Below are 25,723 nucleotides of genomic sequence, written 5' to 3' on the forward strand. Positions count from 1 at the left end.
GATCGCTAGACATTATGACCTCCTATCAATGTTGCTCCGAACGCTTCAAGAATCGGCCTTAAGGGCAACATCAATGACTTTGTGCCGCCGGGAGCCATTGAGTCTGGGCCGCCGGCAAAGATTAAACCAACTGCAGCTATTGGCCTTCCGTGATCGTCAACCTGTACAACGAGCGAGCCAGAATCTCCGGAAGAAGAGAAATCAGATTGTAGGCCATGGATCGTAAAAGCATTAGCAAAACGTATGACGCCAGTGAACCCGTAGCTCTGCGCTTGGTAGTTGATCCCAATAGGGCGAAGCTCTTTACTAACGATCTGACCCTTGGTATGCCTAGTGGTTCGGCCTACCTTTTCTACTTTCATCCCTTCGACCGGGTCTGCTACCGCTATCGGTGTGTCAAAAGCATTGCCCTGCATAGAGCTCACAGATGCAACGTTATTGATCCGAAAAATCGCGCCGTCGAGATTACCGGCAATATCAATATTGCCTAGCGATCCGACCTTCATCTCCAGAGCTTTGACGTGAAAGCCGAGGGTAAACGGAGCCAGCACACCGGCCCCTACATCGATTACGCCGGGAGCCAATATTGGAGTTTCTGGCTGAACATGGCTGCACAGAGCGCTTACATGGTTGTTCGTCAAACCGTAGATTAGCCCGTCAGCCAGCTTAACTAGAGCCCCCATGGTTCCCGCCGAAGCGTCGTTGCCCGGCGAGATGGACGAGCCGCAGCTATAAAACTGAACCCCTGTTGCCGCTTTGTGTAACGCATAAGAAGCGCCCTGGGCAGAGCCAAGATGCTTGCCTATTGTGTCAATCTGACCCTGAGGGTACGCAATACCGTTGCCACGAACGTTTGTCGGCAGAGTCTGCTGATCTTTCAGCGTCACTTTCTTCTTCGTATAAATGAAGATCGTCTTGCTTGTCGAATTGTAGGAAATTGACTGAATTTCTTTGTGCCGCAGAATTTGCTCAGCGTCGGCCGATAGCTGTATGGGGCCGACAGCATCCAAATATGTGGCATCAACATCGGGTGGTAGGTGTTCGAGCAGCCCTCGGCTGATCGCCCACTTTGCGAGGCCGCTAGCAACCTGATGCGTCGTAAGCGGTTGAGGCGGTGCCGCAACTGGTGCGAGCGGAATAGGTGCGATCGGGTTGTTCTGGCTCATGCGGCTTACTTCCAACCATCAAGGTAAAAGGCGGAAGGTCGCCAATAGCAAATCCTTCCATGTCTTATTAGGTGCGTCCTTACAAATCGCCGCTTTGCCACACGCTGCGTTGGTGTCAGCTGAAGCAAGTGACGTCCCAGCATTCATTATCGCGAGCCGAAATGTAAACGATCATTTTGAGGAATGCGAAAATATGCGTTATTTGACCATCAGAAAGTTTTCTAGCGAGTCGGGGTACACCGAGGCCGCGATTCGAGCAAAGATCGCTGACGGCACCTGGGAAAAAGATTACGTTTGGCGAAAGGCGCCTGATGGGCGGGTGCTGATCGACGTCGATGGCTACGAAGCATGGGTGGAGATGGGAAAACCGTCGGCGACCAATCGAGCAGATAAACTCCGATCACGACTGAGCCCCGCGCCGCTGATGCGCAAGGCAAAACTCGGAAGCCCGAAACCGCTGGAGTGATGCCGCTCGTCGGATCAATCCGACTTACCAAATGGTCGCTTTCGAGCACCTTCTGGTGAAAAGAAAAAGGCCAAAACCCACCTAGCAGCGAGCGCCATGTATCCCCACCTGTATCCCTCGCACAAAAATAAAGACAAATATTCAATAAACACAGATGGTTAAGCGCTCAGTTCAAATGTCTGTGTAGCCACCAAGTACTAAAAACGGCTTACCGAAAGGTAGGCCGTTTTTTTATGCCCCGAGAAAAGCGGCTCCGAAGTACAGCCCGGTCTTGGCTCACCGGGCCATAGCAAATACCGCTTCAGGATCGCGTCGCTGCCAGCGCCGACAACGCCCGTTCCCATATCTGCCAGGTGCGCAGCCAGACCATGGCCTGCCAGTCGCTGTCCGCAGGATAAAACTGCTCGAGCAGATTCAGTTTGATGTCACGCCCCACAGCATCGTTCGGATTACCGTGCAGGTGTAGCCAGTGGTCATCGCGCAGATGACGATGCACGTCCGGCCCCGGATACGTCCCGCATTCGATAACGAATGGCATCAACCGCACCTGCGGCAACGCATTGATCAAAGCCTGCGAGGTATAACCCGTGGCAGTGGCCGCCACGCCGGTTTCGCTCAGGGTGTCTGCACCGGTTTGCAAGGCGTAGAGCCACGGGCCATAAATCGCCTGGGCGTCGCTCAGCGCCGGATAGGCTGCTTCGGTAATCGTCAGCAACATCGGGTGACCGTAATCCCCTGCACCGGTGTGCAAGTCAAAGCACATGGCGACTTCAGCATGGGCGACGTGCTTTTGAATAATCTGGTGCAACGTACGGTTCGACCAACTCGGCGCCCGCCCGCCGTAGAACAATCCATCGGGATGCGCATGCTGACCACCTTCGACAATCGACATCACCGCCGACCAGCCATGGGCGCGGATTTGCGCATCAAGCAAGGCATCGGCGCGCTCACGCTCGGGACCTTTCAATTGAGCGCAGGCATAGATTTCATGAAGGTCGTTATAAGCCTGGTTGTCCGGCAGCGGCCCATTGAAATTCAGGTGATTGCGGTTCAGGTCGATGTTGTCTTCGTTGACCCGACGCAACCACGCCATGCCCCAGGGGTTGATCGAATGGATCATCACCACTGCGACATCTGCTGGTAACGAACGCTTGCCCAGCTCCTGCAACCATTTGATCTGGCACCCCGAGCCATAGAAGCCTTCCACACCATGGGTGCCGCTAAGCGCAATTAACAGGCGTTTGGCAGCAGGATCGCCGAGTACCGCGACGTCCGTGCTCAGCGGCTCGTCAAAAGGACCGCGGAGCGGGTGCGGGTACTCGGTCAGCGTCGCCCCTGCCGCGCTCGCTGCCGCGAGGAATTGTTCACGCTGGGATCGGTAGCTGGGCTGGGTCGGGAACTCGGTCTGCATGATTGCCTCTTGTTGAATTTCTGGCTTTGCTGATAGCAACGACCCTACAGAAAATCCCTGCGCTGAAGAAGGACAAAAGCCTCTTGGAGCCGGGACCCGGTTTGCGTCACTCGGTGGTGGCCGATAAAGTCCACGAACCCTTTTCCAACGGACGGAGTGCCCCGCGTGTTCTCAGCCTTCCACTTGAGCCGCTATCGCCTGTCAGCGTTGTCGCTGATCGCCGCCACATTGACCCTGGCGGCTTGCAACGCCCCGCCCTCTTCACCTTCGGTATCGACGCTGCCCGTCGCGCCGGAAAACGCTTCGGGTTATCGCACCGACCTACAAACCCGTCACGCCTCGAAACACATGGCCGCCGCCGCCAACCCACTGGCGGCCGAAGCCGGACGGGAGATGCTCCGTCGTGGGGGTTCGGCCATCGATGCCGCGATTGCGATGCAAGCTGTGCTGACACTGGTCGAGCCGCAATCCTCGGGCATCGGCGGTGGTGCGTTGATCGTGTTTTGGGACGGCAAAAAGGTGCGCACTTACGACGGCCGCGAAACCGCACCGGCCGGCGCCACCGAGAAACTTTTCCTGCAAGCCGATGGCACACCGATGCCGTTCACTCGAGCGCAGATCGGTGGTCGTTCAGTGGGAACGCCGGGGGTATTGCGAGCCCTTGAACTGGCGCACCAGAAACACGGTCGCCTGCCTTGGGCGCAGCTGTTCGAACCGGCCATCAAACTGGCCGAGCAAGGTTTCGCCATCTCGCCACGCCTGCACCTGTTGATCGCCTCTGATTCGTCGATACGAACATCCCCGGACATGGCGGCTTACTTTCTGAATGCCGATGGCAGCCCGAAAGCCGCCGGCACCTTGTTGAAAAACCCGGCACTGGCTGCCGTGTTCCAGCGCATTGCCAAAGAAGGGCCGGATGCTTTGTACAAAGGCCCCATCGCCCAGGAAATCGTGGCCAAGGTTCAGGGTCACGCCAACCCCGGCAGTCTGTCGCTGAATGACCTCAAGGACTACAAAGCCAAGGAGCGCGCACCGCTGTGTACCGACTACAAGCGCTGGCAGGTCTGCGGCATGCCACCGCCGTCGTCGGGCGGGATTGCCGTGGCGCAGATCCTCGGGACGCTGCAAGCCCTGGAGACACGCGATAACCGCTTCGCCCTGGCGCCGATGACACCGGTCACAACCACCGCCCCCGCGGGCATCGAACCGCAGCCCGAGGCCGTGCACCTGATATCGGAAGCCGAGCGCCTGGCCTATGCCGACCGAGCGCAATACGTGGCCGATACGGACTTCGTGCCGGTGCCGGTCAAAGGCCTGGTGGACCCGGCTTACCTGGCCAGCCGCGCCTCGCTGATCGGTGAGCGCAGCATGGGCACCGCCAAACCCGGCACGCCACCGGGCATTCAAGTCGCCTACGCACCGGATCGTTCGCCACTGCGCATTTCCACCTCACAAGTGGTGGCGGTCGATGACGAAGGCGGCGCGGTATCTATGACCACCACCATCGAATCCGGGTTCGGCTCCCACGTGATGGTTCAGGGATTCCTGCTGAACAACGAATTGACCGATTTCTCGTTCATCCCCGAAGAGAACGGCCAAAAGGTCGCCAACCGTGTAGAGCCGGGCAAACGCCCGCGTTCGTCCATGGCCCCAACGCTGATCTTCGACCGTCAAAGCGGTGAATTCCTCGCCACCCTCGGCTCACCCGGCGGCTCGCAGATCATCGAGTACGTCGCCAAATCCACCATCGGCCTGCTCGACTGGAACCTGGATCCGCAAGCGGCCATCAACCTGCCCAACTTCGGCAGCCGCAACGGCCCGACCGAGCTGGAACGCGGCCAGTTCAGCCCGGCGCTGATTCAGACGCTGAAGGACAAAGGGCACAGCGTGAACGAAATCGATATGACCAGCGGCACACAGGCGATTGTTCGGATCAAGGATGCGCAGGGGAAAGCGTCACTGGCCGGCGGGGCCGATCCTCGGCGTGAAGGGGAAGCGCTGGGGGATTGAGTCGCAAACACGGTGAACCTGTAGGAGCTGCCGCAGGCTGCGATCTTTTGATCTTGCTTTTACAAATCAAAGTCAAAAGATCGCAGCCTGCGGCAGCTCCTACAAGGTGACAAATCAACCTACAAAATCATTCTGCCGGAGCGGGCATGACGCGATGTCCCGTCCCGCTCAACGACTGATCTTCAGTGCCTGCCGGGCCCGATGTTTTTCCAGGGCCAGCTCAATCAGCCGCGTGACCAATTCACTGTAGGTCATTCCGGCAGCCTGCCACAGTTTCGGGTACATGCTGATGCGGGTAAAACCGGGCAGCGAATTGATTTCGTTGATCAGCACTTCGCCGCTGTCGGTCAGGAACACGTCGACTCGCGCCAGCCCGGAACACCCTAGGACCTGGAACGCCTCGACAGCCATGGATCGAATGCGCTCGCTGGCCTCGACACTGATGTTGGCCGGGACCACCACTTCAGCCGCATTGTCGTCGATGTACTTGCTGTCGTAGGAATAGAACCCGCTTTTCACCACGATTTCACCGCAACCGCTGGCGATGGCGTCTTCATTACCGAGCACCGCGCATTCGATCTCGCGGCCGCTGACCGCAGATTCGACCAGCACTTTCTCATCGAAGCCCAATGCCAGTTCGACCGCTGCCACATATTCGGCTTCGTCGGTGACCTTGCTCACGCCCACGGAAGAGCCCTGGTTCGCCGGTTTGACGAACAGCGGCAAACCCAGTTTGTCGCTAACCTTTGCGAATCCGTGACGCGCCGCCGTGGCGCGGGTCAGGGTCACGAACGGAGTGACCGCCAGCCCGGCGTCACGCAACAGACGCTTGCTGATGTCTTTGTCCATGCACACTGCCGAGCCGAGCACATCGGAGCCGACAAACGGCAGATCGGCCATGCGCAGCAGACCTTGCAAACAGCCATCCTCACCCAGAGTGCCGTGGACAATCGGAAAGATCACATCGACGTGCCCCAGCAATTCCTGACTGGAAGTTTCGACCAATTGCTGACTGGCCTTGCCCGGCACGACAGCCAGTTCACGGTTGGATTGATTGAGAGCGATCAGCGCCGGGTTCTCCTGGTTCAGCAGGAAATTCGACGGGTCGTTGAGGTGCCAGTGACCTTGCTTGTCGATACCGATCAACACCGGCTCGAAGCGCGAACGATCCAGTGCATCGACAATGTTTTTCGCCGATTGCAGCGACACTTCATGCTCCGCCGATCGGCCACCAAAGATGATGCCTACACGCAGTTTGCTCATTCAAATCACCTTAACGATTGGCCACCAGATGCGCGCCGAACAGCAGGTAGCAACTCCCTGCGAAGCGATCCAGCCATTTACGGGAACGGACGTACGCACCCGCCACACGACGACTCGAAAACAGTAGCGCGACGCTGCAATACCAGCTGAAAGACAACGTCGCCATGGTCAGCACTGCCAGCGTCAGCAACATGGGAGGCACAGACGCCGGCATGACGGTGGCAAAGATTGTCGCGACGAACAGTGCGGATTTGGGGTTGGTTATGTTGCCCAGAAAACCCTGGCCATACACCGACAGCAAGGTGCGCCGGGCACTGTCAATCGCACCACCTTCGCTCGTCATCGTCGCTGGAGTGCGTCTGAACTGCTTCAAGCCCAGGTAAATCAAATAGCCGCCGCCGGCGATCTTGAAACTCAGATAAAGCGTCGGTGCCGCGCTGAACAACGACTTGATGCCCAGCCCTCCCGCCAGCCCCCAAAGCACGGTCCCCGTCGCCACACCCAGTGCAGCTACTACGCCGTGACGCTTGGAGTGACTGGCGGCCAATTGCGCGATATTGAAAAAATTCGGCCCTGGCGTCACCACCGCGACCGTCCACAACAATGCCAGCGACAACAGCGGTGCGGCGTAGATCAGAAATCCTGTTTCCATGGTTCAGGCGCCTTCTTGGCTGAAGAAAATGCGGGGCATCGACAGGCGTCACCTTACGGCTGCAACATCTTGCCGTCCACCGGCTCGCCGATGGTCAAAAAGTGCCCGCCCGCGACATGGTGCAAGGTGCGCAACGGGTCCTGTCCTTCGAAATGCCAGCGCCCGTCACTGACACGCGCTCGTCCGCTTGTGCGGCAATCACTTCGGCCAGGAACAGGTCGTATTGCTGATGGTTATCAGGCTCTGGCAAGAGTCGGCACTCCAGCCAGGCGACACAGCCGTCGAGCATCGGTGCTTCGACCAATTCGGCAGCGAAGGTCGGCAAGCCATAGACCTGGAATTTATCCAGCCCTTGGTCACGGTTCAGTTCCAGGCCCGACGTCGAGCCCACGGTCTGCACGATATCGGCCTGGGCCGCGCAAGGAACGTTCAACACGAAGGTGCCTGAGGCTTCCAGCAACTCTCGGGTCCAGGTGGACTTGTCGAGTACGACGGCGATTTTCGGCGGTTCGAAATCCAGCGGCATGGCCCAGGCGGCGGCCATGATATTGCGCTGGCCGTCATGGGCCGCGCTGACCAACACGGTCGGCCCGTGATTGAGCAGACGATAAGCCTTGGGCAAAGGGACCGGACGGCGATGGGAGGCGCTCATGGAAGTCTGCTCCTTGGGGAAAAGAGCCGATTGTAGCGATATCCAGATCTGAAAAGATCGCAGCCTGCGGCAGCTCCTACAAAGGAATGTAGACCCCTGTAGGAGCTGCGGAAGGCTACGATCTTTTGACGGTCAGGACATCAAGTCGCTAACTGATTGGCAAACTGCCCCACCGCATTCACCACTTTCTGCGCGCCGTCCTGGATCTCGACGATTACGGTGCCGGCTTCCGCCGCCAACGCCAGGCCCTGCTCTGCCTGGAGCTTGCCGTCAGTCATCAGGGCCACGGCGTTGCGGGCCATGTCCTGGTTCTGACGTACAACGAGGACAATTTCATCGGTGGCCTGGCTGGTGCGCGAAGCCAGTTGCCGGACTTCGTCCGCCACCACGGCAAAACCCCGCCCCTGCTCACCGGCGCGCGCCGCTTCGATGGCCGCGTTGAGCGCCAGCAGGTTGGTTTGCTCGGCAATGCCGCTGATGGTCTTGACGATGGTGCCGATCACCAGCGACTGCTCATTGAGCGCTTCGATGCCGTCGCCGGCGGTTTGCATGTGTTTGGCCAGGTCACGCATCACGTCCACCGCCTGCGTCACCACGGCGTTGCCACGCTGGGCGCTTTGATCGGTTTGTTGAGAGGTGCTGTAGGCAATGTTGGCCGCCTCGGCAACGGCTTGTTCCTGATTGACCTGATCGGTAATCACCGTGGCGAACTTCACCACTTTGTAGAGGTTGTTGCTGGCATCGGTCACTGGGTTGTAGGACGCCTCCAGCCACACCGTACGACCATGGCTGTCTATGCGTTTGAAACGTCCAGCCACGTATTCGCCCGCGTTCAGGCGACGCCAGAAGTTCTGGTACTCGGCGCTGTTCTGCTCTTCCGCCAGGCAAAAAGTACGGTGATGTTTGCCTTTGATCTGCGCCAGGCTGTAACCCATGCCGCTGAGGAAGCGCTCGTTGGCGGTCAGCACGTTGCCATTGAGGTCGAACTCGATCACCGCCGTCGAACGCACCAGCGCACCGATGAGATTTTCATGCTCGCGGGAGGCCTCGATGGTGCGGGTCAGGTCACTGGAGAAAATCGAGAAATGCTTGATCCGGCCGTTTGCGCACCGCACCGGTTGCAAGATTGAACGCAACCACGCCTCTTGGCCATTGCCGCGCAGCAGACGAACAGCGCCAGCAAAGTGCTCACCACGGGTCAGCGCGTTACTGAAGCGCCGCTGGAATTCGTCGGATTTCACATGCTCCGGAACGATATCGTCGATGTGTCGGCCAATCAGGTCACTGCTCTTGTAGAGCATCTCGCCAAGGAAGTTCTGGTTGGCCGATTGCACCTGCCCATCTTTATCGAGGGTCAGCACGAGCATCTCGCTTTCCAGGCTTTCCTTCACTTGCAGAAGGCTGGAGAGTTCTTCGCGAAGAGCCGACAGCTCCTGCTTCAAGCGTTTATTGAACATGGGACGCACCGATGGACAGGGAGAGAAAGCGATATGCAGCCTAACCATCGGCCTTGCGGATTTTTTCTGAAGAGTGATTCAGCTTTGTCCTACAAAAATACTTTCGGCACGCAACACCTGTAGAAGCTGCCGCAGGCTGCGATCTTTTGATCTTGCTTTTATAAATCAACGTCAAAAGATCGCAGCCTGCGGCAGCTCCTACAGGGGGGAACGCGTATTCCTCATGCTTTTACGGTGCATGCGGCCGAACAGCCGTCGATTCTCGGCATCCGGGCACCGAAGTACGCTGCGCTGCTCACACCCACCGCACCCATCACCGCAGCGAAAATCACGCAGATCCATGGGCTCCACGGCATCAGACCAATCAACAGCAGCGGTGTGATACTCGCCCACGCGGCGTAGGCAATGTTGTAGGTGAACGAAATACCCGAGACACGAATCCGTGCCGGGAACAGGCTGACCATCACCGACGGCACTGCGCCCACCACCCCGCAACAGAGGCCGGCAACCGCGTAGGCCAGCCCAATCCAGTCGCCGCCGTTGATCAGGCAGGTGTAGAGCACGCCGATGCCCAGCGGCAGCAGCAGGCTGTACAGCATCACCGTGCGCCAGGCTCCGATACGGTCGACCAGCAACCCGGCGAGCACACAGCCAATGTTCAGAAAAACGATGCCCAACGCGCTCAGTCCGAAGGTGTGGCTGGCGGTCATGCCGAAGGTTTTCTGCATCATGGTCGGGGTGATGACCACGAACACCACCACTGCCGAAGTCAGCACACAGGTGAGGATCATCGCTGGCAATATGGCCAGGCGATGTTCACGCAAGACCGTGCGCAGCGGCAACTCGACGGCGGCATCGCGCCGGGCCTGCATGGCCATGAACACCGGGGTTTCGCTGAGCCAGCGGCGCAACCAGACGCCGATCACACCGAACACTCCACCCAGCAGGAATGGATAACGCCAGGCGTAATCGAGGATTTCTGCCGGAGTGAATGCTTGCGCCAGGAACGTTGCCATCAAGGCGCCAAGCAGGTAACCAAACGTCAGCCCCGCCTGTAAAAAACCCAGGGCATAGCCGCGATGGCCAGCCGGCGCGTGCTCGGCAACAAATACCCAGGCGCTGGGCACTTCACCGCCCACCGCCGCCCCTTGAAGCACGCGCAGGAGCAACAGCAGCAGCGGTGCGAAATATCCGATCTGCGCGTAGGTCGGCATGATCCCGATCAGCAGGCACGGCAGCGCCATCATCAGGATGCTCAGGCTGAAAACTTTCTTGCGACCCAACCGGTCGGCGAAATGCGCCATCAGGATCCCGCCCAGCGGCCGCGCCAGATAACCGGTGACGAAGATGCCGAAGCTTTGCAGCAATCGCAGCCACTCGGGCATTTCCGGCGGGAAGAACAGCTGGCTCAAGGTCAGGGCAAAAAATACGAAAATGATGAAGTCGTAGATTTCCAGCGCCCCGCCGAGGGCTGCTAGCCCGAGGGTCTTGTAGTCCGAGCGGTTGAACGGCGTCGGGCGCGAATCAGTGTTGGCAGTCATGAAAAGAACTCTGGCACAGGCAAAAACCAAGGCGCCCATGGTCTACGCAAACGCGCCGGCGGACAACCCGTTAGACCAAAGTCCCATAGCCGCAAAACAGGCCCGCAAAAAAACTCTTCTTGATTTACTGTAAGCGCCTGTCCAGACGGGCCGCCAACGCCCCGAAGACCACAATAAACATAAAAATCCGAGGTACTCCCGTGGCCGCTGATATCGAAGATAGCCGCTCCGCCCGCTTTGCCCTGCGCTGCTCAAGTTTTGCCGAACGCTGGTTCCCCGACTCCTGGGTGTTTGCCGCGCTGGCCGTGATTATTGTCGCTTTGGCCACCATGGCCATGGGCGCCAAACCCACCGATGCCGCGATGGCGTTTGGTGATGGTTTCTGGAGCCTGATTCCGTTCACCATGCAGATGGCTTTCGTGGTGATCGGTGGTTACGTAGTCGCCAGCTCGCCGCCAGCGGTGAAGCTGATTGACCGCTTGGCCAAGCTGCCGAAGAACGGCCGCTCCGCTGTGGCCTGGGTGGCGCTGATTTCCATGGTCGCGTCGCTGCTGAACTGGGGCTTGTCGCTGGTATTCGGCGGTTTGCTGGTGCGCGCCCTCGCTCGCCGGACCGATCTGAAGATGGACTATCGCGCCGCCGGTGCCGCCGCGTATCTGGGTCTCGGCGCGGTGTGGGCCTTGGGCTTGTCCTCGTCGGCGGCCCAGTTGCAGGCCAACCCGGCCAGCCTGCCACCGTCGATTCTGTCGATCACCGGGGTGATTCCTTTCACCCAGACAATATTTCTCTGGCAGTCCGGCGTGATGCTGCTGGCACTGGTCGTGATTTCGATCATCATTGCCTACGCCACCGCCCCCGGCCCGAATTCGGCACGTGACGCCAAGGCCTGCGGCGTTGACCCGGCCTTCAACCTGCCGCCCCTGCAACCGCGTACCCGTCCGGGCGAATGGCTGGAACACAGCCCGCTGCTGACCATTTTGCTGGTGCTGCTGGCTGCCGGGTGGCTGTTCCATGAGTTCTCGACCAAACCGGCGATCAGTGCGATTTCCGGGCTCAACACCTATAACTTCCTGTTCATCATGCTCGGCGCCCTGCTGCACTGGCGTCCGCGCAGCTTCCTCGATGCGGTGGCCCGTGCGGTGCCGACCACCACCGGCGTATTGATCCAGTTCCCGCTGTACGGCTCGATCGCCGCGTTGATGACCACGGTCAAGGGCGCCGATGCGCAAACCCTGGCCCATCACATCTCGACGTTTTTCGTCAGCATCGCGTCCCACGACACCTATGCGCTGCTGATGGGCGTGTACTCGGCGATCCTCGGTTTCTTCATCCCGTCCGGCGGTGGCAAGTGGATCATCGAAGCGCCGTACGTGATGCAAGTGGCCAATGACCTGAATTACCACTTGGGCTGGGCCGTACAGATCTACAACGCCGCGGAAGCCCTGCCGAACCTGATCAACCCGTTCTACATGCTGCCGCTGCTGGGCGTGCTGGGATTGAAGGCGCGGGACTTGATCGGATTCTCGTTCGTGCAATTGCTGGTGCACACGCCGATTGTGCTGTTCTTGCTGTGGGCGCTGGGGACGACGCTGGCGTATATACCGCCGGTGATGCCGTAACACTAAAATGAATGCACCTGCCGCAAGGCGGGTGCAATCAGGATTGATCGGTGGGCAGCACTTTCAGCAATTCAGGCAATGCCGCTTGAACCGTCTCCCACACCACCTCAAGGTTAATATCGAAATAGCCATGGGCAATGCGGTTGCGCATACCTCGCATGCTGCGCCATGGCACTTGGGGATTTGAAGTGGTGAACTCTGCGTAGCGATCCATGAGTTTGGTCGCTGCCTCACCAATAATTTTGAGGCTCATGATGACCGCTTGCTGCGTCCGCTTGTCATCAAGGAAATCTTCTTTACTCAGCCCTTCGACAAAGACCAGCGCATCGCCAGCAGCCTGGCGCATATGCTCAAGGTAATCGTCGAGCCGGTGATCATTCATACGGGCCGTGCCTGTTCGAGTACTTGTTGACGAAACTTCAATGGAAGGTCTCCGGGCGTCAGCAGATCAACCCCTACGCCCAACAATTCCTCAAGCTCGACCTGCAGCCCGCCAAGATCGAACAGCGTCGCTCCAGGCAGGGCATCGACCAGCAGGTCAAGATCACTCCCTTCATGATCCGTCCCAAGTAATACCGAACCGAAAACTCGAGGGTTGGATGTCCGAAAACGGCTTACAACCTCTCGAACGGCTGCTCGTTGCAAATCAAGCGCGGCAGAGGGCTTCATGGTTCACCTTTGATGAAAGCTATATTGGCCAGTCTAGCAGTGCTCGGGAGTGGCAAACACTGCAATACTCAGACTACGGTTGTTACACACCATGTACGGCCTCCCCTGTCCAAGGCCCCACGCTGAAAAGGATCTGAGCATGCTGAAACTCGCAGGACTCACCCTCGCGGCCCTCACCCTGAGTGCCGCCGCCCACGCCGATATCTACGTGAAGCTGGGCAACACCGAACGCGTCACCCGCCTGTTTGCTTATCCCAACAACTGCAGCGTGATCTGCTTTCGCAACTGGACGCTGGAGCAGACCGTGGAGCATTACCTGACCCAAAGCCTGCAGCGCGATGGTTATGGCGCAGCGAAGGTTATGGTCAAAACCGATAACAATCAGCTCTTCGCCGTACTCAGCGGCGTGCCCAACGGCTATGAGAAACCGCTGGAAGCGCTGCTCGAGGCCGGTGATCTGGCCTACAACGGTGCCAGCAAACTGAATGCCGACGGCAAGTGGGCCTATAGCTGGCATTTTTTCCTGCCCCTGGGCATGCCACTGGAAAATCGCAAAAGCGTAGAGCTGCTGCACTTCCCACCCGATAATTCATTGACCCAGGCCCAGGATTACCTGAAGTCTGCCACGACCGATCGCTGGGCTTCGTTGCTGACAGTCAATGGCGTACCCACCGAGCAGACGCCGAATTACCAGACCATCATCGATATCGCTCCGATTGCCGCACCCGCCAACGCCGGCAAGGATCTACTGTCTGTCTATGGCTACTTCACCGACTACCAGACCAGCATGGTCAAGAGCATCAGCCAAAAGGCCAACGGCGACACATTGCCGATGGTCGCCTTCGGTACACCGGTGCGTGACTGGATCAAGCAGCAGTACGGGCCGACGGTGAACGTATTGGGATTGGTGAGTATCAGCCCGAGCGACGGACTGAAAGTGCCCGTGTTGGGTGCCAACCACCCGAGCTACATTTGGTACGCCGCCGACCCTGCCAATTACACTGGCACGAGCACCGAAGCCAAGGCCAAGGCTGATGCTGCAGGGCTGAAAGTGATGGCACAGGACCTGAGTGCCGCGTGCTGGCAAGCCGCAATGGGCCGCGAAACTGACAGCAATGCTGACATCGAGCTGAGAAGTTGCACGCAAACCTGGCAAGTAGCCCAGAAAGACAAAACCTGTGCGCTGTTCTACACCTCGATCCGCAACCTGACACCTGGACAAGCCGCAGGTAAATGCCTATCAGCAACGATCCAGGCCCAGCTCAAACAACTCAAGGCACCCGCGCCAGCGACTACGCTTCTCGCTCCATGGCTGTAAATCGCCTTCAGCTGACGGAAGGCGCCGACGGCCAGATGTTGTTGCAACACTGGCGTCGGCAAAGCCTCGGATGAGGAGGCTTACAACTTCTCGACCGGACGCAGGCGGTACTGCGGCGGCAATTGCTCGAAACCGCTGATGGTGGTGTTCAGGCTTTTCCAGCGACCGTCCTTGATGCCGTAGATGCAACCGTGGATCGACAGGCTCTGCCCACGATGCCAGGCGTTTTGCACAATGCTGGTATGGGCGACGTTGGCCACTTGCTGAATCACGTTCAATTCGCAGAGGCGGTCGACCTGTTCCTCTTCGGTGGCCAGTTTGGCGATCTCTTCGCGTTTCTCGTAGTACAGATCACGTATCGAACGCAGCCAACCGTCGATCAGGCCGAACTGGCGATCCTGCATCGAGGCGCGCACGCCGCCGCAACCATAGTGGCCGGTGACGAGGATGTGTTTGACCTTGAGCACGTCCACCGCGTACTGAATCACCGACAGGCAGTTAAGGTCGGTGTGCAGCACCACGTTAGCCACGTTGCGGTGTACGAACAGGTCGCCGGGCAACATGCCAACAATCTCGTTCGCCGGTACACGAGCGTCGGAACAGCCGATCCACAGGTACTCTGGCGTCTGCTGACGAGCCAGTTTGGCGAAGAAGTCAGGATCTTCTTTGGTGATCGCGTCAGCCCAGCGCTCGTTGTTATCAATCAGATCTTGTAATTCGTTCATGCAATGAAGCCTCGGTAATGATGCGCTGCTTTGACAGTCGACCGTCCGTCGAGGTCACGCGCTTAATGCAGATACCCGTCTGATGCGTTCACTCGCCGCTCCATGCCAGTGGAATTCTCTGATGCCCAGTGGGTCCACCCTAGTAAGGCCCACAGTATGAGGAAATGCCATGACTGATTCACGACGTCCTTACGATGCGGTGCAACCGGAGCCCATCGATGACAACGAAGACCGCATGGGCTCGATGCATGAGCTGGATTTCGACGAGGAAGAACCCAGCGCCAAGATCGGCGACGAACTGCCTGAGAATGAACGCGAACAACTGATGCCGCGGCAGCGCGTGCGTGAAGCCGGGATGACTGGCGCCTCAACCGCCGACCATGAATCCACCGACGATGACCTGACCCCGGAAACCCTGATCCGTGAAGATGGCGCCCGGGATGCCCATGAAGCCGGCAAAGGTGATCAGGCCGATTGGGACTTGAGCGTTGTCGATGAAGATGACATTGGCGGTGGTAACGGGCTGGATGAAGCGGAGATGGCGCAGCAAGATCCGCTGGACCGCAAGCGCTGAGAGTTGCCCCTGTAGGAGCTGCCGAAGGCTGCGATCTTTTGATCTTGCCCTTAAAAAACAAAATCAAAAGATCGCAGCCTTCGGCAGCTCCTACAGGGAAATGACACGCTGCTTAATCCACCAATGTACAGGCCATGACCACCGCATCTTCGCGCCCACCCACCGCCGGGTAGTAATCCCGACGCCGGCCAATCTCATTGAAACCGTACCGCTCGTACAACTTGAACGCCGGAGTATTACTGTCGCGCACTTCCAGAAAACACTCCCGCGCCTCAGCCTTGAAGGCGATCGACATCAAATGCTCCAGCAACGTCAGACCCAGGCCACGGCCCTGATTCTCCGGTTTGACGGTGATGTTCAGCAGATGCGCCTCATCCAGAATGATCTGCACTACACCATGACCGACCTGCTGGTGCCCTTCGAACATCAGCCAGATCTGATACTTGCCCAGGCCGTCGAGAAAAATCCCGCGGGTCCAAGGGTGGCTGTAGGCGGCGTATTCGATTTTCAGTACAGCTTCCAGGTCCGCCTCGGTCATCGGGCGGAACGATACAGCGTCACTCATTCGATTCTTTCCAGCGCGCCATCAGCCGACGCATGGCTTGCCAGACATCAGCCTTACGCTGTGGCTCTTCCATTAATAATTCCAGGCCCGGCAAGGCCCAGACCGAACCCAGGCCTTCAACCTGGAGTTCACGATTGAAGGATTCGGCGTCTGCCTCACCGGCAAAACGCACCGCAGGCAGGCCGATCAGCCACAGGCAGACGCACGGAGCGTCTTCCAGCCGGGCCGAAAGAAAACCTTGCACGAAGTCGCGCGCCGCTTCCGGCCCTTGATCCATGGTGCCCCGTACCAGCAACGGCCAGCGCACCGGCTCGCCGACGATCTGCGGGCTGTCCGGCAGGCCGGCGGCGCGCAGCATGTCCTTGAGCAGCAAATATGCGGGATCGCGGGTCTGGAACGCTTCGCCTGTGGGTAACTCCACCAGCAGCAAGCATCGCCCGGCGCGCAACAGTTGCAGGGCAAAACGCGGTGGCGGTACTGGCGCGACCTTGGCGACGACCGGTGCCTCTTCGACCTCTTCCACCGGTTTGGCCCCGGTGCGCGTGCTCGCCATTGATGGCCGCGGCACCTCGATTTTCACCCGCTCGGCCGGTTTGATCACCGGTTCTACAGGCGCTTGCGCCTCAGGTGCAGGCGCTACCGGCGCAACGATCAACGGCTCGAGCGGCTCCAGCAACTCGGGCCGCGACGGCGCAGCAAAGGGCAATTCGGTGCGCGGCAGCCAGTTGACCACCTGCATGGCGGTCAAATAGGCGCGGCGACGGGACTCGATAAGCAAAGGTCGGCCACTTGTGGATAACTAAAGTGCGGTGATTCTACCGCCCTTCGCTCAAGATCGCCTGCTGTTGATCGATAAGAAAAGCGACACTCCGTCCCGAGAGTGAATCGCATCGCCCCTGATGCAGTACAATCGCGGCTTTTAATCGCCAACCAGCCGGCCATTCCGATGATCGAACCCAAGCGCGTCTTGCGCGCCCTCGCTGAACACTGGGCACTTCTGGAGCCACTGTGCGAGCACTTCGACCAAGGCACATTGAGCCTCAACGAATTGCGTTCACAGTTGGCCGCCCAGCAACTCGACAGTACGCCGCAGGACATCACCAGCCTGCTGGATGTGTGGATTCGCCTCGATATTCTGGTTCCCGTGGCCAAAAGCCCGAACCGTTTCGAGCTCAACGCGCAGATCCACGACTTCCTCGCCTACCTGCGCCGTGAACACCGACTGGGCCTGTGCCTGGAAATCGAAGCCTATCTGCGCCACCTCGAGCGACTGGCCGGCTACATCCAGGATGCCTTCGACATCCGCGACGGCAACGATTTGGCTCGTCAATTGCGCCTGCTCGACATGCGCGTTCGCGACGTATTGAAGAAGCTCGACAACGACGAACAGGCGCTGGTGGCCGTGGCCGAACGCGCCAAGACCAGCGACCGACAGATCCCGTTGCGTCAGCGTTACGCTGAAGTGTTGGCGACCTGGGACGAATACGTCGAACCGATGATCGATCTGGTCAACGCCGACGGCGCCTTCGAACAAGGCGTGCGCAAAGTCGAAACCGTGTTGCTGAAGATGCTCAGCGAACAGCAACGCCTCGGCCACCTGGTCGACGACGACATGCTGCTGCGCACCCACGCGCGCATTCTCGAAATGCAGACCAGCGCCCAGCTGACCCTGCGTCACGCCCGCGAACTGCTGCTGCCGCTGCGTGAAGAAGCGCGCCGCCACAACGCCGTGACCCGTGGCGCAGCGCTGGCCTTGTCGATGATCCGTCGCAAGGGCATCGACGCCGTGCCGCAAGCGGCGATGCCGATGTTCACCCGCCCGCAAAGCACCTTCCTCGGCAGCGCCAGTCAGGTTGAAGCCTACGTTTACGCCCTCGCCCGTTTCGAGCCGAAACCGGCACGATTCCCCAAGGCGCACAAGACCAAGGGCGGCGATGCCCCGCGCGCACCTCGCACGGTTCGCGAGATGCTCGAGCGCTGCGAAGACGCCCTGCCGATGCCGGACCTGATGACCTGGCTGCTGGAGCAGGAACCGGACGGCGCCACCGACGAATTGCTGTACTGGTTCTCGCGCCTGTCCCGGGAAAAACGCTTCACGCGCGAGCGCCTGGAACGTCGCGACTACTACACACACGAGCATCAGGTCAGCCTGCGCTCCTTCGCCCTGCTCTCGGCCGGTGATGACGCCTCCGAGAATTCTGCGAGCACCCCACATGCATCTTGATCTATCCGAACTGTCCCATCTGGCACCGATCTTTCGCGAGCTGTTCAAGGGTTACCACGTCAGCCGCCGCGATCCGGAGTTGTACGCGCAGTTGTCGAACTTCCAGGACCAGTACCGCACGCTGTTCAAGGCCCTGGGCTTTGAACTGGTCTGCGACACCCGTGGTTTCTACTATTTCGTACCGGACCTCGCTGCTGCGGCGGTGAACAAGACTGCCCAGCGTCTGGCGCTGTTCACCTTTATCCTGGTCGAGCACCTGGCCGATCAGGGCCGCGACCCAATCGCCGTACTCGACGGCGGCAGCCTCGGACGCGATGAATTGCCATCGCTGCTGGAGAAGTACCGCGACCTGTTCATCCAGGCCGAAGTACAGACCCAGGACGAGCTCGAAGAAAAGATCATGCGCCGCATGACCCAGCTCGGTTTCGCCAGCGAGGAAAACGGCGTCTACCGTTTCCTGCCGCCGATGCACCGCTTCCTTGATGTGTGCCTGTCGGTGCAGCAAGACCGTGATCTGGCCGCCAGCCTGCACAGCGTCCTGCCATTGCCGGTGCCGGTGCTGATCGACGAAGACAGCGACGAAAAACTGCTGCAGACCGACGATCCGCTGGACCTCAGTGAGTTCGAAGGCGAAAGCGAAGAAGACGCCTTGGCCCGCGCCATCGCCGAAGAACAGGAGCTCGACGCATGAGCAAGGAACGCTACGGCATCCGCCGCTTTGCCCTTTTGAACACCGCCGGCTACAGCCTCGGTTTGTTCCCGCTGGAAGAGCCGCTGTCGGTCTACGGCGCAAACAACCTCGGCAAGTCCGCTTCGATCAACGCCTTGCAGTTCCCGATCCTGGCGCGCATGTCGGACATGAGTTTCGGCAAGTACAGCCTGGAACAATCCCGTCGTTTCTATTTCGCCTCAGACACCAGCTACATTCTGGTCGAAGTCTCGCTGCCCCACGGCCCGCACGTGATCGGTGTGGTCGGGCGCGGCCCGGGCGGTGGTTTTGGTCACCAGTTCTTTGCCTATGCCGGCAAACTGGACCTGGCTCACTACCAGAAAAACGACACCTGCCTGCGCCAGAAAGAACTGTTCACCAACCTTGAGCGCGAAGGCCTGAAAGCCTATGAACTCAAGCCTGATGAACTGCGTCGTCTGCTGGTCGGTGGTCATACGTCCATTCCGCTGGACCTGACGCTGATTCCGCTGCGTTCCACCAGTGAACAGAGCCTGAAGACTTTCCGCGCGCTGTTCATCAACCTGCTGCACATGCGCGAAATCACCGCGGCCAAGCTCAAGCAACTGTTCCTCGATGCGTTCGAACACAGCCTGCGATCCGGCAGTGTCGATTACATCGCCGCGTGTGAAGAAGCCTTCCGCGATGTACGACGCATGGAGCAGGACTACAACTCGCTGGTCGCCGCCGGCCCATTGGTCGAAGCCTTGGCCAACGGGGTGAAGCAACGCGACATCCTGCGCGGCAAACTGCACCGAATCTCGCCATTGCTCGACTCGCTGCTCGGTACCTGGTCGGACTACGCCAGTGCGCGCAAGGAAGAGCTGACCATTCAGGCCGAGCACTACCGCAACGAGCAGGACGCCCTGCAAAACGATCAACGTGGCGGTACTCAAGAGTTGATGCGCCTGGAGCGGGAAATCTCCGGCATCCAGCGCTGGCTCGGCGAGTTGTCGGTGCTCAAGCATCGCTTCGCCCTGGTCGATGACGTCAAGGTGCTGGAGCAACAATTGCTCGCGGCCAAGGACGCTCACGATGAACTGGCCGGTGCGCTGGCACAGTCCCGTCAGTTCAGCGCCGAAGACCTGGAAGAACGCCTGCGCGATCTGGAAAAACGCCTGAAGTCGGTCAAGCAGCAACTCGATCACGCCGACAACAACAGCTATGCCCGCCTGCGCGAGGAGTTCTCGCAACAGGACGTCGAGCGATTGATGCGCCTGTTCAACAGCGCACTGTTTAGCCTGCCGCTGGGCGAGCACGGCATCACCCTGGACGAGAACGGCGATTGGGTGAAATCCGTGGAGCTGATCCTCGACGGCTTCAAGGGCGAGCGTTTCGAAGTGCCAGGGCTGTCCATCGACATCTCGCACATCGAGCCACCGGCTCTGCAAGCACTGGCTGACCGCGCCGCGTTGCGCGACCAGAAAGAGCGCCTGGAAAAAGAACTCAAGCAACTGAAAACCCAGCAAGCCGTGGCCGCCGACCGCGCCGCGAGCAAGACCCAGACCGAAGCGCTGTACCAGCAAGTGCTGGATGCGCAGAAAGCCCTGGAGGATTTCCGTCGCGCACAAACCCTGAGCGCCGAGGAAGGCGACAAGCTGGAACAGCTGGCGCAGATGGAAGCCGCGCAGGACGAATTGAAGCGTTCCAGCGACGCCTTTACCGAACGCGTCCAGCAGCTGTCGGCCAAGCTGCAACTGGTCGGCCGCCAGATCGGCGACATGGAAGCCAAGCAACGCACCCTCGACGACGCCCTGCGCCGTCGCCAGTTGTTGCCGGCAGACCTGCCATTCGGCACGCCGTTCATGGACCCGATCGACGATTCCATGGACAACCTGTTGCCGCTGCTCAACGACTATCAGGACAGCTGGCAAGGGCTGCTGCGCGCCGACGGCCAGATCGAAGCGCTGTACGCACAAGTCCGCCTCAAAGGCGTGGCCAAGTTCGACAGCGAAGACGACATGGAGCGTCGCCTGTCACTGCTGATCAACGCTTACGCACACCGCACCGACGAAGCGCTGACCCTGGGCAAGGCTCGTCGTGCCGCCGTGACCGACATCGCCCGGACCCTGCGCAACATCCGCAGCGACTACGACAGCCTCGAACACCAGTTGGCCCTGTTCAACCGCGAGATCAACAAGCGTCAGGTTTCCAACCTGCAAAGCTTCCGTATCGTGCTCGCGCCGAACAAGGAAGCGCTCAAGCATATCGATCAGATCATCCACAGCGCCGGTCAGTACGAAGAAGGCGAAACCCTGTCGGTGTTCGACCTCAGCCAGAGTGCGGAACAGGACAACAAGAACGAGGAAGCCAAGGAATACCTGGCTCGGCTGGTGGCTGCCAACCACAACCAACTCGGTCTCAAGGACTTGTTTGAACTGGCATTCGAGATCACCAAGGTCAACGGTCAACCGGTGATCCATACCGACATCGACGGCGCCGCCTCCAACGGCACCACCATGACCATCAAGGCACTGACCAACATGTACTTGTTGCTGCACTTGATGGACCGCGACCTGGCCGGGCGCGTGCGCTTGCCGTACTACCTCGACGAGGCCGCGGACATCGACGAGAAGAACCAGGCTGCCTTGCTGGAAACCAGCCTGCAACTGGGCTTCGTGCCGATCCTCGCAAGTGTGAAGCCGCAAGTCTGCGCCAGTGTCGCCATCGACCTGGAAGGCGGCAGCGGCCCGGCCGGCATCTACATCGACGAGGCGGACTGGAAGTACATCCGTCGTCACGATCAGGTGAAGGCAACGGTCATCGAACAAGCAGACGAGCCGGAGCTGGATGCGGTCTGACGCTTGAAGCGAAGGCAATAAAAAGGCCGCGATCCAATGGATCGCGGCCTTTTTCATAGGTGTGTCATTTAGCTTTGCTGTGAACTTCTGGGCCTCTTCGCGGGCAAGCCCGCTCCCACAGGGTTACCGGTTGGTCACAGATTCTGTGTACACCGCAACTTCCTGTGGGAGCGGGCTTGCCCGCGAAGGCGCCATCACAGACGCCAGAAAACTACTTACCGAGTGAAATTTTCGGCGCCCAAGTCAGCCATTCCTCTTCAAACTTGTCGAACAGCGGGAACGTCTGCGCCGGTCGCGCCACAGTGCCCATACGCTCACCGTCCGGCGTGGCAAACGCAACGCCACCCTGAATCATGGTTTCCAGCGATTCGGTCCGCACCGTCGCTCCTCTGAACAGGCCGACATCAAAGTCAAAACCACTGGTGTTCCAGAAACGCGTGCCACTGCGCACCAATGGCGCGTACTTCGGCTCGATCAGGATGTGAATCAGCACCCGGTCCGCGGTCTGGCCCAGTTCATATCCCGTCACCTTGCCCACGGTGATTTCACGATAGGTCACCGGCACACCCGGTTTAAGAGACCCACGGCGGGCAGCGCTCAATACCAGGCTCAGCCCGGCTTCTTGTTTGGCCGACTCTGGTGGATTGGCCAAGGCCACGAATTTTTTCTGCGGCCCCAGGTTCTTCGCTGCGGGCTGCACTTCGATGTATTGCCCGGTCACCAGGGTTTCCAGATTGGAGGTCTTGATCAGACCCAGTTCAGGCTTGACCACCCAAAATTCACTGCCAACCCGCGCAATACGCTCAGGCACTTCGGTGACGCGCACCGTCAACAACACTGATTGCAAATCACCACTGAGGTCGACGCCCTCAATCTTGCCGACATCCAGACCCTTGAAACGAATCGGCGTACCGGCGCGCAAACCATCGGCGCGGTCGACCTTGATCGTGATCACCTCGCCTTTTTGCGTGGCGTCTTCATGGCTGGCGAACAGGCGGAAACGTGGAATGCGCTTCTGCAACGGCGCCTTGGCTACTGGTGTTTCAAAGGCAATGCCGCCGGCCATCAGGCTTTGCAGCGATTCGCTTTTAACTTGAATTCCACCGGTCAGCCCACCCGTCAGCGTGATACCGCTGGCGTTCCAGAACCGCGTCGAACCGTTGACCAGATTTTCATATTCCTTCTCGATGTGGACACCGATCACCAATTGGTTTCGCTTGCGTGAAAATTGATAGCTCTGAACCGAGCCCACCTTGACCTGTTTGTAGAGAATCGGACTGCCGACCTCTAGCGAGCCGAGATTGTCGGTGAACAACACCAGGTGCAGACCCGGCGAGCGCAAGTCCAGCGGCGGCGCCTTGGGCCGAGCGACGAACTCACGTTGCGGCGCAGCACCTTTATCCCCAGGGCGGACGGCGATGTAGTTACCCTTTACCAACGCTTCAAGTCCGGTGATCCCCGCGAGGGAAATAGAGGGTTTCACCACCCAGAATTGAGTGCCGTCGACCAGGTAATCCTCGGCCAAAGGGTCTAGCGTCAATTCAGCACTGGCGGCAGTCAGGTCGGCATCAATCTTGAGCGCCTTGAGCGTGCCGACCTGAATGCCCTTGTACATGACCGGTGTGCGACCGGCTTGCAGGCCTTCGAAGTCACTGAGCTTGACCTTGACCTTGATCCCGGCCGCAGCCGCATCGAAGTCTTCATAGAGACGGAAAGGCAGGCTCGGATCTGTCGGCGGGCTGTCCTTGCGGTTCTCCGGCGTAGCGAACGCAATACCGCCGGCAACGATGCTGGCCAGGGACTCGCTGCGCACTTTCACGCCCGACAGGTTGGCGTCGATGCTGATGCCGCTGGCGTTCCAGAAACGCGTGTGTTTGCGCACCAGTTTGGCGTAGGTCGGCTCGATGAATACTTTAAGTTCGACGGTGCTTTGGTCTTCGGAGAGCACGTAGCTTTTGATCTGACCGACCTTGATTTGCTTGTAGAACACCGGGCTACCACGATTGAGCGAGCCTAGGCGATCGGCCTTGATCGTCAGGTGCAGTCCAGGCTGGGCATCGGACAGCGGTGGTTCTTCGGCCAGCGCCTTGAACTTGCGGGTGGGCTCGCCTTCGCCCGGGCTGATCGCAACGTAGTTACCCGAAACCAGCGTCTCCAGCCCAGTGATACCAGCCAGCGTCACGCTCGGTTTGACCAGCCAGAAGCGCGTACTGGTGCGCAGGTATTGCTCAACGTCCTTGTTCATCTCGACAGTGGCAATCACACCTTTGGAAGTGCCTTCATCATCGAGCTTGAGCGCCTTCACCTTGCCGACCGGCATGCCTTTGTAAACAACTTCGGTCTTGTTGGCTTGAATACCTTCGCCACTTTCGAAACGGACCTGAACTTCGATGCCCGTCTCGTTATAGGCACGCCAGCCGAGCCAGCCGCCGATGATCAAGGCAATCAGGGGTAACACCCAAATGGCAGACCAGTTCGAGGCCGGTCGGGTTTTCGCTGTAGGCAAATCAGTCATGGTCGTCGTCCGACTCCGTGTTATCCCAAATCAGTCGGGGATCGAAAGTTACTGCGGCAAGCATTGTCAGAATCACCACGCTGGCAAAGGCGATGGCGCCAAGATCAGCTTCGATACTGGCGAGCCGTCCAAAATTCACGAGTGCCACCAGGATGGCGATCACAAAAATATCGAGCATCGACCAGCGGCCAATGAACTCGATAAAACGATACATCCATATGCGCTGCCGAGCCGAAAGTGGCTGGCGTCGCTGCACGGAATACAACAGCAGTGCGATGCCCACGAGTTTGAATGTGGGCACAAGAATACTGGCGATAAAGACCACGGCGGCAATTGGAATCATGCCGTGCTGAACCAGTTGGATGACACCCGACATGATGGTGCTGGGGTCACCCTTGCCCAGGGAGCTCACGGTCATGATCGGCAGCACATTGGCTGGTATATAAAGAATGGCGGCAGTGATCAGCAATGCCCAGGTGCGCACCAGACTGTTCGGGCGCCGGGCATGAACCAAGGCACCGCATCGAGTGCAGACCTGTTCATCGGTATCAGCTTCCTGCTTGTTCAATTCATGGCACTCCGCACAAACCAGAATGCCTGCATCAATCGCCCGCATGGGCATCCTCTCCTGATAGAGCCTGCCAGATCTGGTGAGGCGACATCACGACCTCCAACCAGACCTGGACCAATAACAAACCGATGAAACATGCCAGCCCGAAACCTATGGTCATGGCTGCCATATCTGCCAGCTTGACGATCGCTACCAGCACGCCCATGAGGTAAACCTCGAGCATTCCCCAATCTCTTAGATGGTGATAAATGCGGTAGAGCAGCAAACCGTAACTGCGCCCGATATCAAGACGAATACTCAGCAAGACAGCCAGTTGGCAAAGCAGTTTGAGTAACGGGATCCCCATGCTGCACAGGAACACAATCACCGAAACGCTCTGCATGCCTGTATTGAACAGGCCCACAACGCCGCTCCAGACGGTGTCTTGCGAAGATTGCCCGAGTAGATTGAGCTGCATGATCGGTAAAAAGTTCGCAGGAACGTACAACAACAATGCAGCGATAACCAAGGCAAGGCTGCGCTGCACGACATTGTGTCGATGGGCGTAGAGCTCGTAACCGCAGCGCGGACACAGGGCTTTTTCGCCATGGGCGAGCTCGGGCTTGCGCATCAGCAAGTCGCACTCATGACATGCCACCAAATCGTCCAGCGGTAATTCTGACAGCCTGGAGGCGTCAACCGGATCTGGCATAAGGACTCTGACTCCAAAAAAGTAGGGCTTATTCTAGTGGCCTGAGTCAAAAATAACTGTGCAATTTGTGCAAGGAAAGGCAATGTTTTCCTGCGGACAAAACAAA

Annotated in this window: 22 protein-coding genes and 2 pseudogenes; 8 read left to right on the forward strand and 16 right to left on the reverse strand. The window is 58.9% G+C overall.

Going from position 1 to position 25,723, the window contains the following annotated elements; genetic code table 11:
* Positions 1–5: 5 nt before the first annotated feature.
* Entirely contained in the window at positions 6–1,166 is a 1,161-nt protein-coding gene (locus NL64_RS19055) for a hypothetical protein (protein WP_034149613.1), read from the reverse strand.
* A gap of 193 nt (positions 1,167–1,359) precedes the next feature.
* Between NL64_RS19055 and NL64_RS19060 the strand changes: the two genes are divergently transcribed.
* On the forward strand, positions 1,360–1,632 hold the full coding sequence (locus NL64_RS19060; RefSeq protein ID WP_034149614.1) for a phage excisionase: 273 nt from the start codon (positions 1,360–1,362) through the stop codon (positions 1,630–1,632).
* A 301-nt stretch (positions 1,633–1,933) separates the two neighbouring features.
* On the opposite strand, the gene NL64_RS19065 is transcribed toward NL64_RS19060, so the two are convergent.
* Entirely contained in the window at positions 1,934–3,043 is a 1,110-nt protein-coding gene (locus tag NL64_RS19065) for a DUF2817 domain-containing protein (protein WP_034149615.1), read from the reverse strand.
* A gap of 165 nt (positions 3,044–3,208) precedes the next feature.
* Here NL64_RS19065 and ggt point away from each other — a divergent pair, with 165 nt between their 5' ends.
* Positions 3,209–5,053 carry a gamma-glutamyltransferase gene (gene ggt, locus NL64_RS19070; RefSeq protein WP_034149616.1) on the forward strand — a complete coding sequence of 615 codons (1,845 nt, stop codon included), beginning with the start codon at positions 3,209–3,211 and terminating at the stop codon, positions 5,051–5,053.
* 168 nt (positions 5,054–5,221) lie between these two features.
* On the opposite strand, the gene ddlA is transcribed toward ggt, so the two are convergent.
* From ddlA to NL64_RS19095, 6 genes and pseudogenes are all read right to left on the reverse strand, one after another.
* On the reverse strand, positions 5,222–6,316 hold the full coding sequence (ddlA, locus tag NL64_RS19075; RefSeq protein ID WP_034149617.1) for a D-alanine--D-alanine ligase: 1,095 nt from the start codon (positions 6,314–6,316) through the stop codon (positions 5,222–5,224).
* 10 nt (positions 6,317–6,326) lie between these two features.
* Positions 6,327–6,968: a LysE family translocator gene (locus NL64_RS19080; protein ID WP_034149618.1), complete on the reverse strand. Its 642-nt coding sequence runs from the start codon at positions 6,966–6,968 to the stop codon at positions 6,327–6,329.
* 53 nt (positions 6,969–7,021) lie between these two features.
* Positions 7,022–7,620, reverse strand: a pseudogene (locus NL64_RS19085) (flavin reductase family protein).
* 140 nt (positions 7,621–7,760) lie between these two features.
* Positions 7,761–8,321, reverse strand: a complete 561-nt coding sequence (locus NL64_RS31190; RefSeq protein ID WP_437176927.1) for a methyl-accepting chemotaxis protein — start codon at positions 8,319–8,321, stop codon at positions 7,761–7,763.
* Positions 8,301–9,125 (reverse strand): annotated as a pseudogene (locus tag NL64_RS31195) (PAS domain-containing protein); the annotation flags it as partial. The pseudogene NL64_RS31195 and the gene NL64_RS31190, both read right to left, overlap by 21 nt.
* A gap of 173 nt (positions 9,126–9,298) precedes the next feature.
* Positions 9,299–10,618 (reverse strand): MFS transporter, encoded by a 1,320-nt coding sequence (locus tag NL64_RS19095; RefSeq protein ID WP_034149620.1) that lies wholly within the window; start codon positions 10,616–10,618, stop codon positions 9,299–9,301.
* Between the two features lie 200 nt (positions 10,619–10,818).
* Between NL64_RS19095 and NL64_RS19100 the strand changes: the two genes are divergently transcribed.
* Positions 10,819–12,237, forward strand: coding sequence for a short-chain fatty acid transporter (locus NL64_RS19100; protein ID WP_034149621.1), 1,419 nt, complete (start codon positions 10,819–10,821; stop codon positions 12,235–12,237).
* Positions 12,238–12,274: 37 nt separating this feature from the next.
* Here NL64_RS19100 and NL64_RS19105 read toward each other — a convergent pair whose 3' ends face one another.
* Positions 12,275–12,619 (reverse strand): HepT-like ribonuclease domain-containing protein, encoded by a 345-nt coding sequence (locus tag NL64_RS19105; RefSeq protein WP_034149622.1) that lies wholly within the window; start codon positions 12,617–12,619, stop codon positions 12,275–12,277.
* On the reverse strand, positions 12,616–12,906 hold the full coding sequence (locus NL64_RS29725; RefSeq protein WP_080758023.1) for a nucleotidyltransferase family protein: 291 nt from the start codon (positions 12,904–12,906) through the stop codon (positions 12,616–12,618). The genes NL64_RS19105 and NL64_RS29725 overlap by 4 nt, the downstream gene beginning before the upstream one ends.
* A 139-nt stretch (positions 12,907–13,045) precedes the next feature.
* Here NL64_RS29725 and NL64_RS19110 point away from each other — a divergent pair, with 139 nt between their 5' ends.
* The gene (locus tag NL64_RS19110) at positions 13,046–14,224 is read left to right on the forward strand and encodes a hypothetical protein (protein WP_034149623.1); all 1,179 of its coding nucleotides are present in this window, start codon (positions 13,046–13,048) and stop codon (positions 14,222–14,224) included.
* An 80-nt stretch (positions 14,225–14,304) separates the two neighbouring features.
* Here NL64_RS19110 and can read toward each other — a convergent pair whose 3' ends face one another.
* On the reverse strand, positions 14,305–14,949 hold the full coding sequence (can, locus tag NL64_RS19115) for a carbonate dehydratase (RefSeq protein ID WP_034149624.1): 645 nt from the start codon (positions 14,947–14,949) through the stop codon (positions 14,305–14,307).
* A 169-nt stretch (positions 14,950–15,118) separates the two neighbouring features.
* Here can and NL64_RS19120 point away from each other — a divergent pair, with 169 nt between their 5' ends.
* Complete coding sequence (locus NL64_RS19120) at positions 15,119–15,523, forward strand: hypothetical protein (protein ID WP_034149625.1); 405 nt, start codon at positions 15,119–15,121, stop codon at positions 15,521–15,523.
* Between the two features lie 112 nt (positions 15,524–15,635).
* Here NL64_RS19120 and rimI read toward each other — a convergent pair whose 3' ends face one another.
* Both rimI and NL64_RS19130 read right to left on the reverse strand, forming a co-directional pair.
* On the reverse strand, positions 15,636–16,088 hold the full coding sequence (gene rimI, locus NL64_RS19125; protein ID WP_034149626.1) for a ribosomal protein S18-alanine N-acetyltransferase: 453 nt from the start codon (positions 16,086–16,088) through the stop codon (positions 15,636–15,638).
* Positions 16,081–16,827, reverse strand: a complete 747-nt coding sequence (locus NL64_RS19130; protein WP_034149627.1) for a hypothetical protein — start codon at positions 16,825–16,827, stop codon at positions 16,081–16,083. Before NL64_RS19130 ends, rimI begins: the two co-directional genes overlap by 8 nt.
* Before the next feature lie 207 nt (positions 16,828–17,034).
* Here NL64_RS19130 and mksB point away from each other — a divergent pair, with 207 nt between their 5' ends.
* From mksB to mksF, 3 genes are read left to right on the forward strand one after another with little or no spacing between them, the layout of a single operon-like run.
* On the forward strand, positions 17,035–18,312 hold the full coding sequence (mksB, locus tag NL64_RS19135) for an Mks condensin complex protein MksB (protein ID WP_172668687.1): 1,278 nt from the start codon (positions 17,035–17,037) through the stop codon (positions 18,310–18,312).
* Positions 18,302–19,003: an Mks condensin complex protein MksE gene (gene mksE / locus NL64_RS19140; protein ID WP_034149629.1), complete on the forward strand. Its 702-nt coding sequence runs from the start codon at positions 18,302–18,304 to the stop codon at positions 19,001–19,003. The genes mksB and mksE overlap by 11 nt, the downstream gene beginning before the upstream one ends.
* Positions 19,000–21,840 (forward strand): Mks condensin complex protein MksF, encoded by a 2,841-nt coding sequence (gene mksF, locus NL64_RS19145; RefSeq protein WP_034149630.1) that lies wholly within the window; start codon positions 19,000–19,002, stop codon positions 21,838–21,840. Before mksE ends, mksF begins: the two co-directional genes overlap by 4 nt.
* 211 nt (positions 21,841–22,051) lie before the next feature.
* On the opposite strand, the gene NL64_RS19150 is transcribed toward mksF, so the two are convergent.
* From NL64_RS19150 to NL64_RS19160, 3 genes are read right to left on the reverse strand one after another with little or no spacing between them, the layout of a single operon-like run.
* The gene (locus tag NL64_RS19150) at positions 22,052–24,355 is read right to left on the reverse strand and encodes an intermembrane transport protein PqiB (protein ID WP_034149631.1); all 2,304 of its coding nucleotides are present in this window, start codon (positions 24,353–24,355) and stop codon (positions 22,052–22,054) included.
* On the reverse strand, positions 24,348–24,971 hold the full coding sequence (locus NL64_RS19155; RefSeq protein WP_034149632.1) for a paraquat-inducible protein A: 624 nt from the start codon (positions 24,969–24,971) through the stop codon (positions 24,348–24,350). Before NL64_RS19155 ends, NL64_RS19150 begins: the two co-directional genes overlap by 8 nt.
* Complete coding sequence (locus tag NL64_RS19160; protein ID WP_034149633.1) at positions 24,958–25,617, reverse strand: paraquat-inducible protein A; 660 nt, start codon at positions 25,615–25,617, stop codon at positions 24,958–24,960. The genes NL64_RS19155 and NL64_RS19160 overlap by 14 nt, the downstream gene beginning before the upstream one ends.
* Positions 25,618–25,723: the final 106 nt, after the last annotated feature.

Origin of the sequence: Pseudomonas fluorescens (assembly GCF_000802965.1) — a bacterium.
GTDB classification, from domain to species: Bacteria; Pseudomonadota; Gammaproteobacteria; order Pseudomonadales; family Pseudomonadaceae; genus Aquipseudomonas; species Aquipseudomonas fluorescens_A.

Bases quoted from the DNA above. Each gene is read 5' to 3' on its own strand.
- NL64_RS19055 (WP_034149613.1), bottom strand. From the start codon at position 1,166: ATGAGCCAGAACAACCCGATCGCACCTATTCCGCTCGCACCAGTTGCG.
- NL64_RS19060 (WP_034149614.1), top strand. From the start codon at position 1,360: ATGCGTTATTTGACCATCAGAAAGTTTTCTAGCGAGTCGGGGTACACC.
- NL64_RS19065 (WP_034149615.1), bottom strand. From the start codon at position 3,043: ATGCAGACCGAGTTCCCGACCCAGCCCAGCTACCGATCCCAGCGTGAA.
- ddlA (WP_034149617.1), bottom strand. From the start codon at position 6,316: ATGAGCAAACTGCGTGTAGGCATCATCTTTGGTGGCCGATCGGCGGAG.
- NL64_RS19080 (WP_034149618.1), bottom strand. From the start codon at position 6,968: ATGGAAACAGGATTTCTGATCTACGCCGCACCGCTGTTGTCGCTGGCA.
- NL64_RS19095 (WP_034149620.1), bottom strand. From the start codon at position 10,618: ATGACTGCCAACACTGATTCGCGCCCGACGCCGTTCAACCGCTCGGAC.
- NL64_RS19105 (WP_034149622.1), bottom strand. From the start codon at position 12,619: ATGAATGATCACCGGCTCGACGATTACCTTGAGCATATGCGCCAGGCT.
- NL64_RS29725 (WP_080758023.1), bottom strand. From the start codon at position 12,906: ATGAAGCCCTCTGCCGCGCTTGATTTGCAACGAGCAGCCGTTCGAGAG.
- NL64_RS19110 (WP_034149623.1), top strand. From the start codon at position 13,046: ATGCTGAAACTCGCAGGACTCACCCTCGCGGCCCTCACCCTGAGTGCC.
- can (WP_034149624.1), bottom strand. From the start codon at position 14,949: ATGAACGAATTACAAGATCTGATTGATAACAACGAGCGCTGGGCTGAC.
- NL64_RS19120 (WP_034149625.1), top strand. From the start codon at position 15,119: ATGACTGATTCACGACGTCCTTACGATGCGGTGCAACCGGAGCCCATC.
- rimI (WP_034149626.1), bottom strand. From the start codon at position 16,088: ATGAGTGACGCTGTATCGTTCCGCCCGATGACCGAGGCGGACCTGGAA.
- NL64_RS19130 (WP_034149627.1), bottom strand. From the start codon at position 16,827: ATGCAGGTGGTCAACTGGCTGCCGCGCACCGAATTGCCCTTTGCTGCG.
- mksB (WP_172668687.1), top strand. From the start codon at position 17,035: ATGATCGAACCCAAGCGCGTCTTGCGCGCCCTCGCTGAACACTGGGCA.
- mksE (WP_034149629.1), top strand. From the start codon at position 18,302: ATGCATCTTGATCTATCCGAACTGTCCCATCTGGCACCGATCTTTCGC.
- mksF (WP_034149630.1), top strand. From the start codon at position 19,000: ATGAGCAAGGAACGCTACGGCATCCGCCGCTTTGCCCTTTTGAACACC.
- NL64_RS19150 (WP_034149631.1), bottom strand. From the start codon at position 24,355: ATGACTGATTTGCCTACAGCGAAAACCCGACCGGCCTCGAACTGGTCT.
- NL64_RS19155 (WP_034149632.1), bottom strand. From the start codon at position 24,971: ATGCGGGCGATTGATGCAGGCATTCTGGTTTGTGCGGAGTGCCATGAA.
- NL64_RS19160 (WP_034149633.1), bottom strand. From the start codon at position 25,617: ATGCCAGATCCGGTTGACGCCTCCAGGCTGTCAGAATTACCGCTGGAC.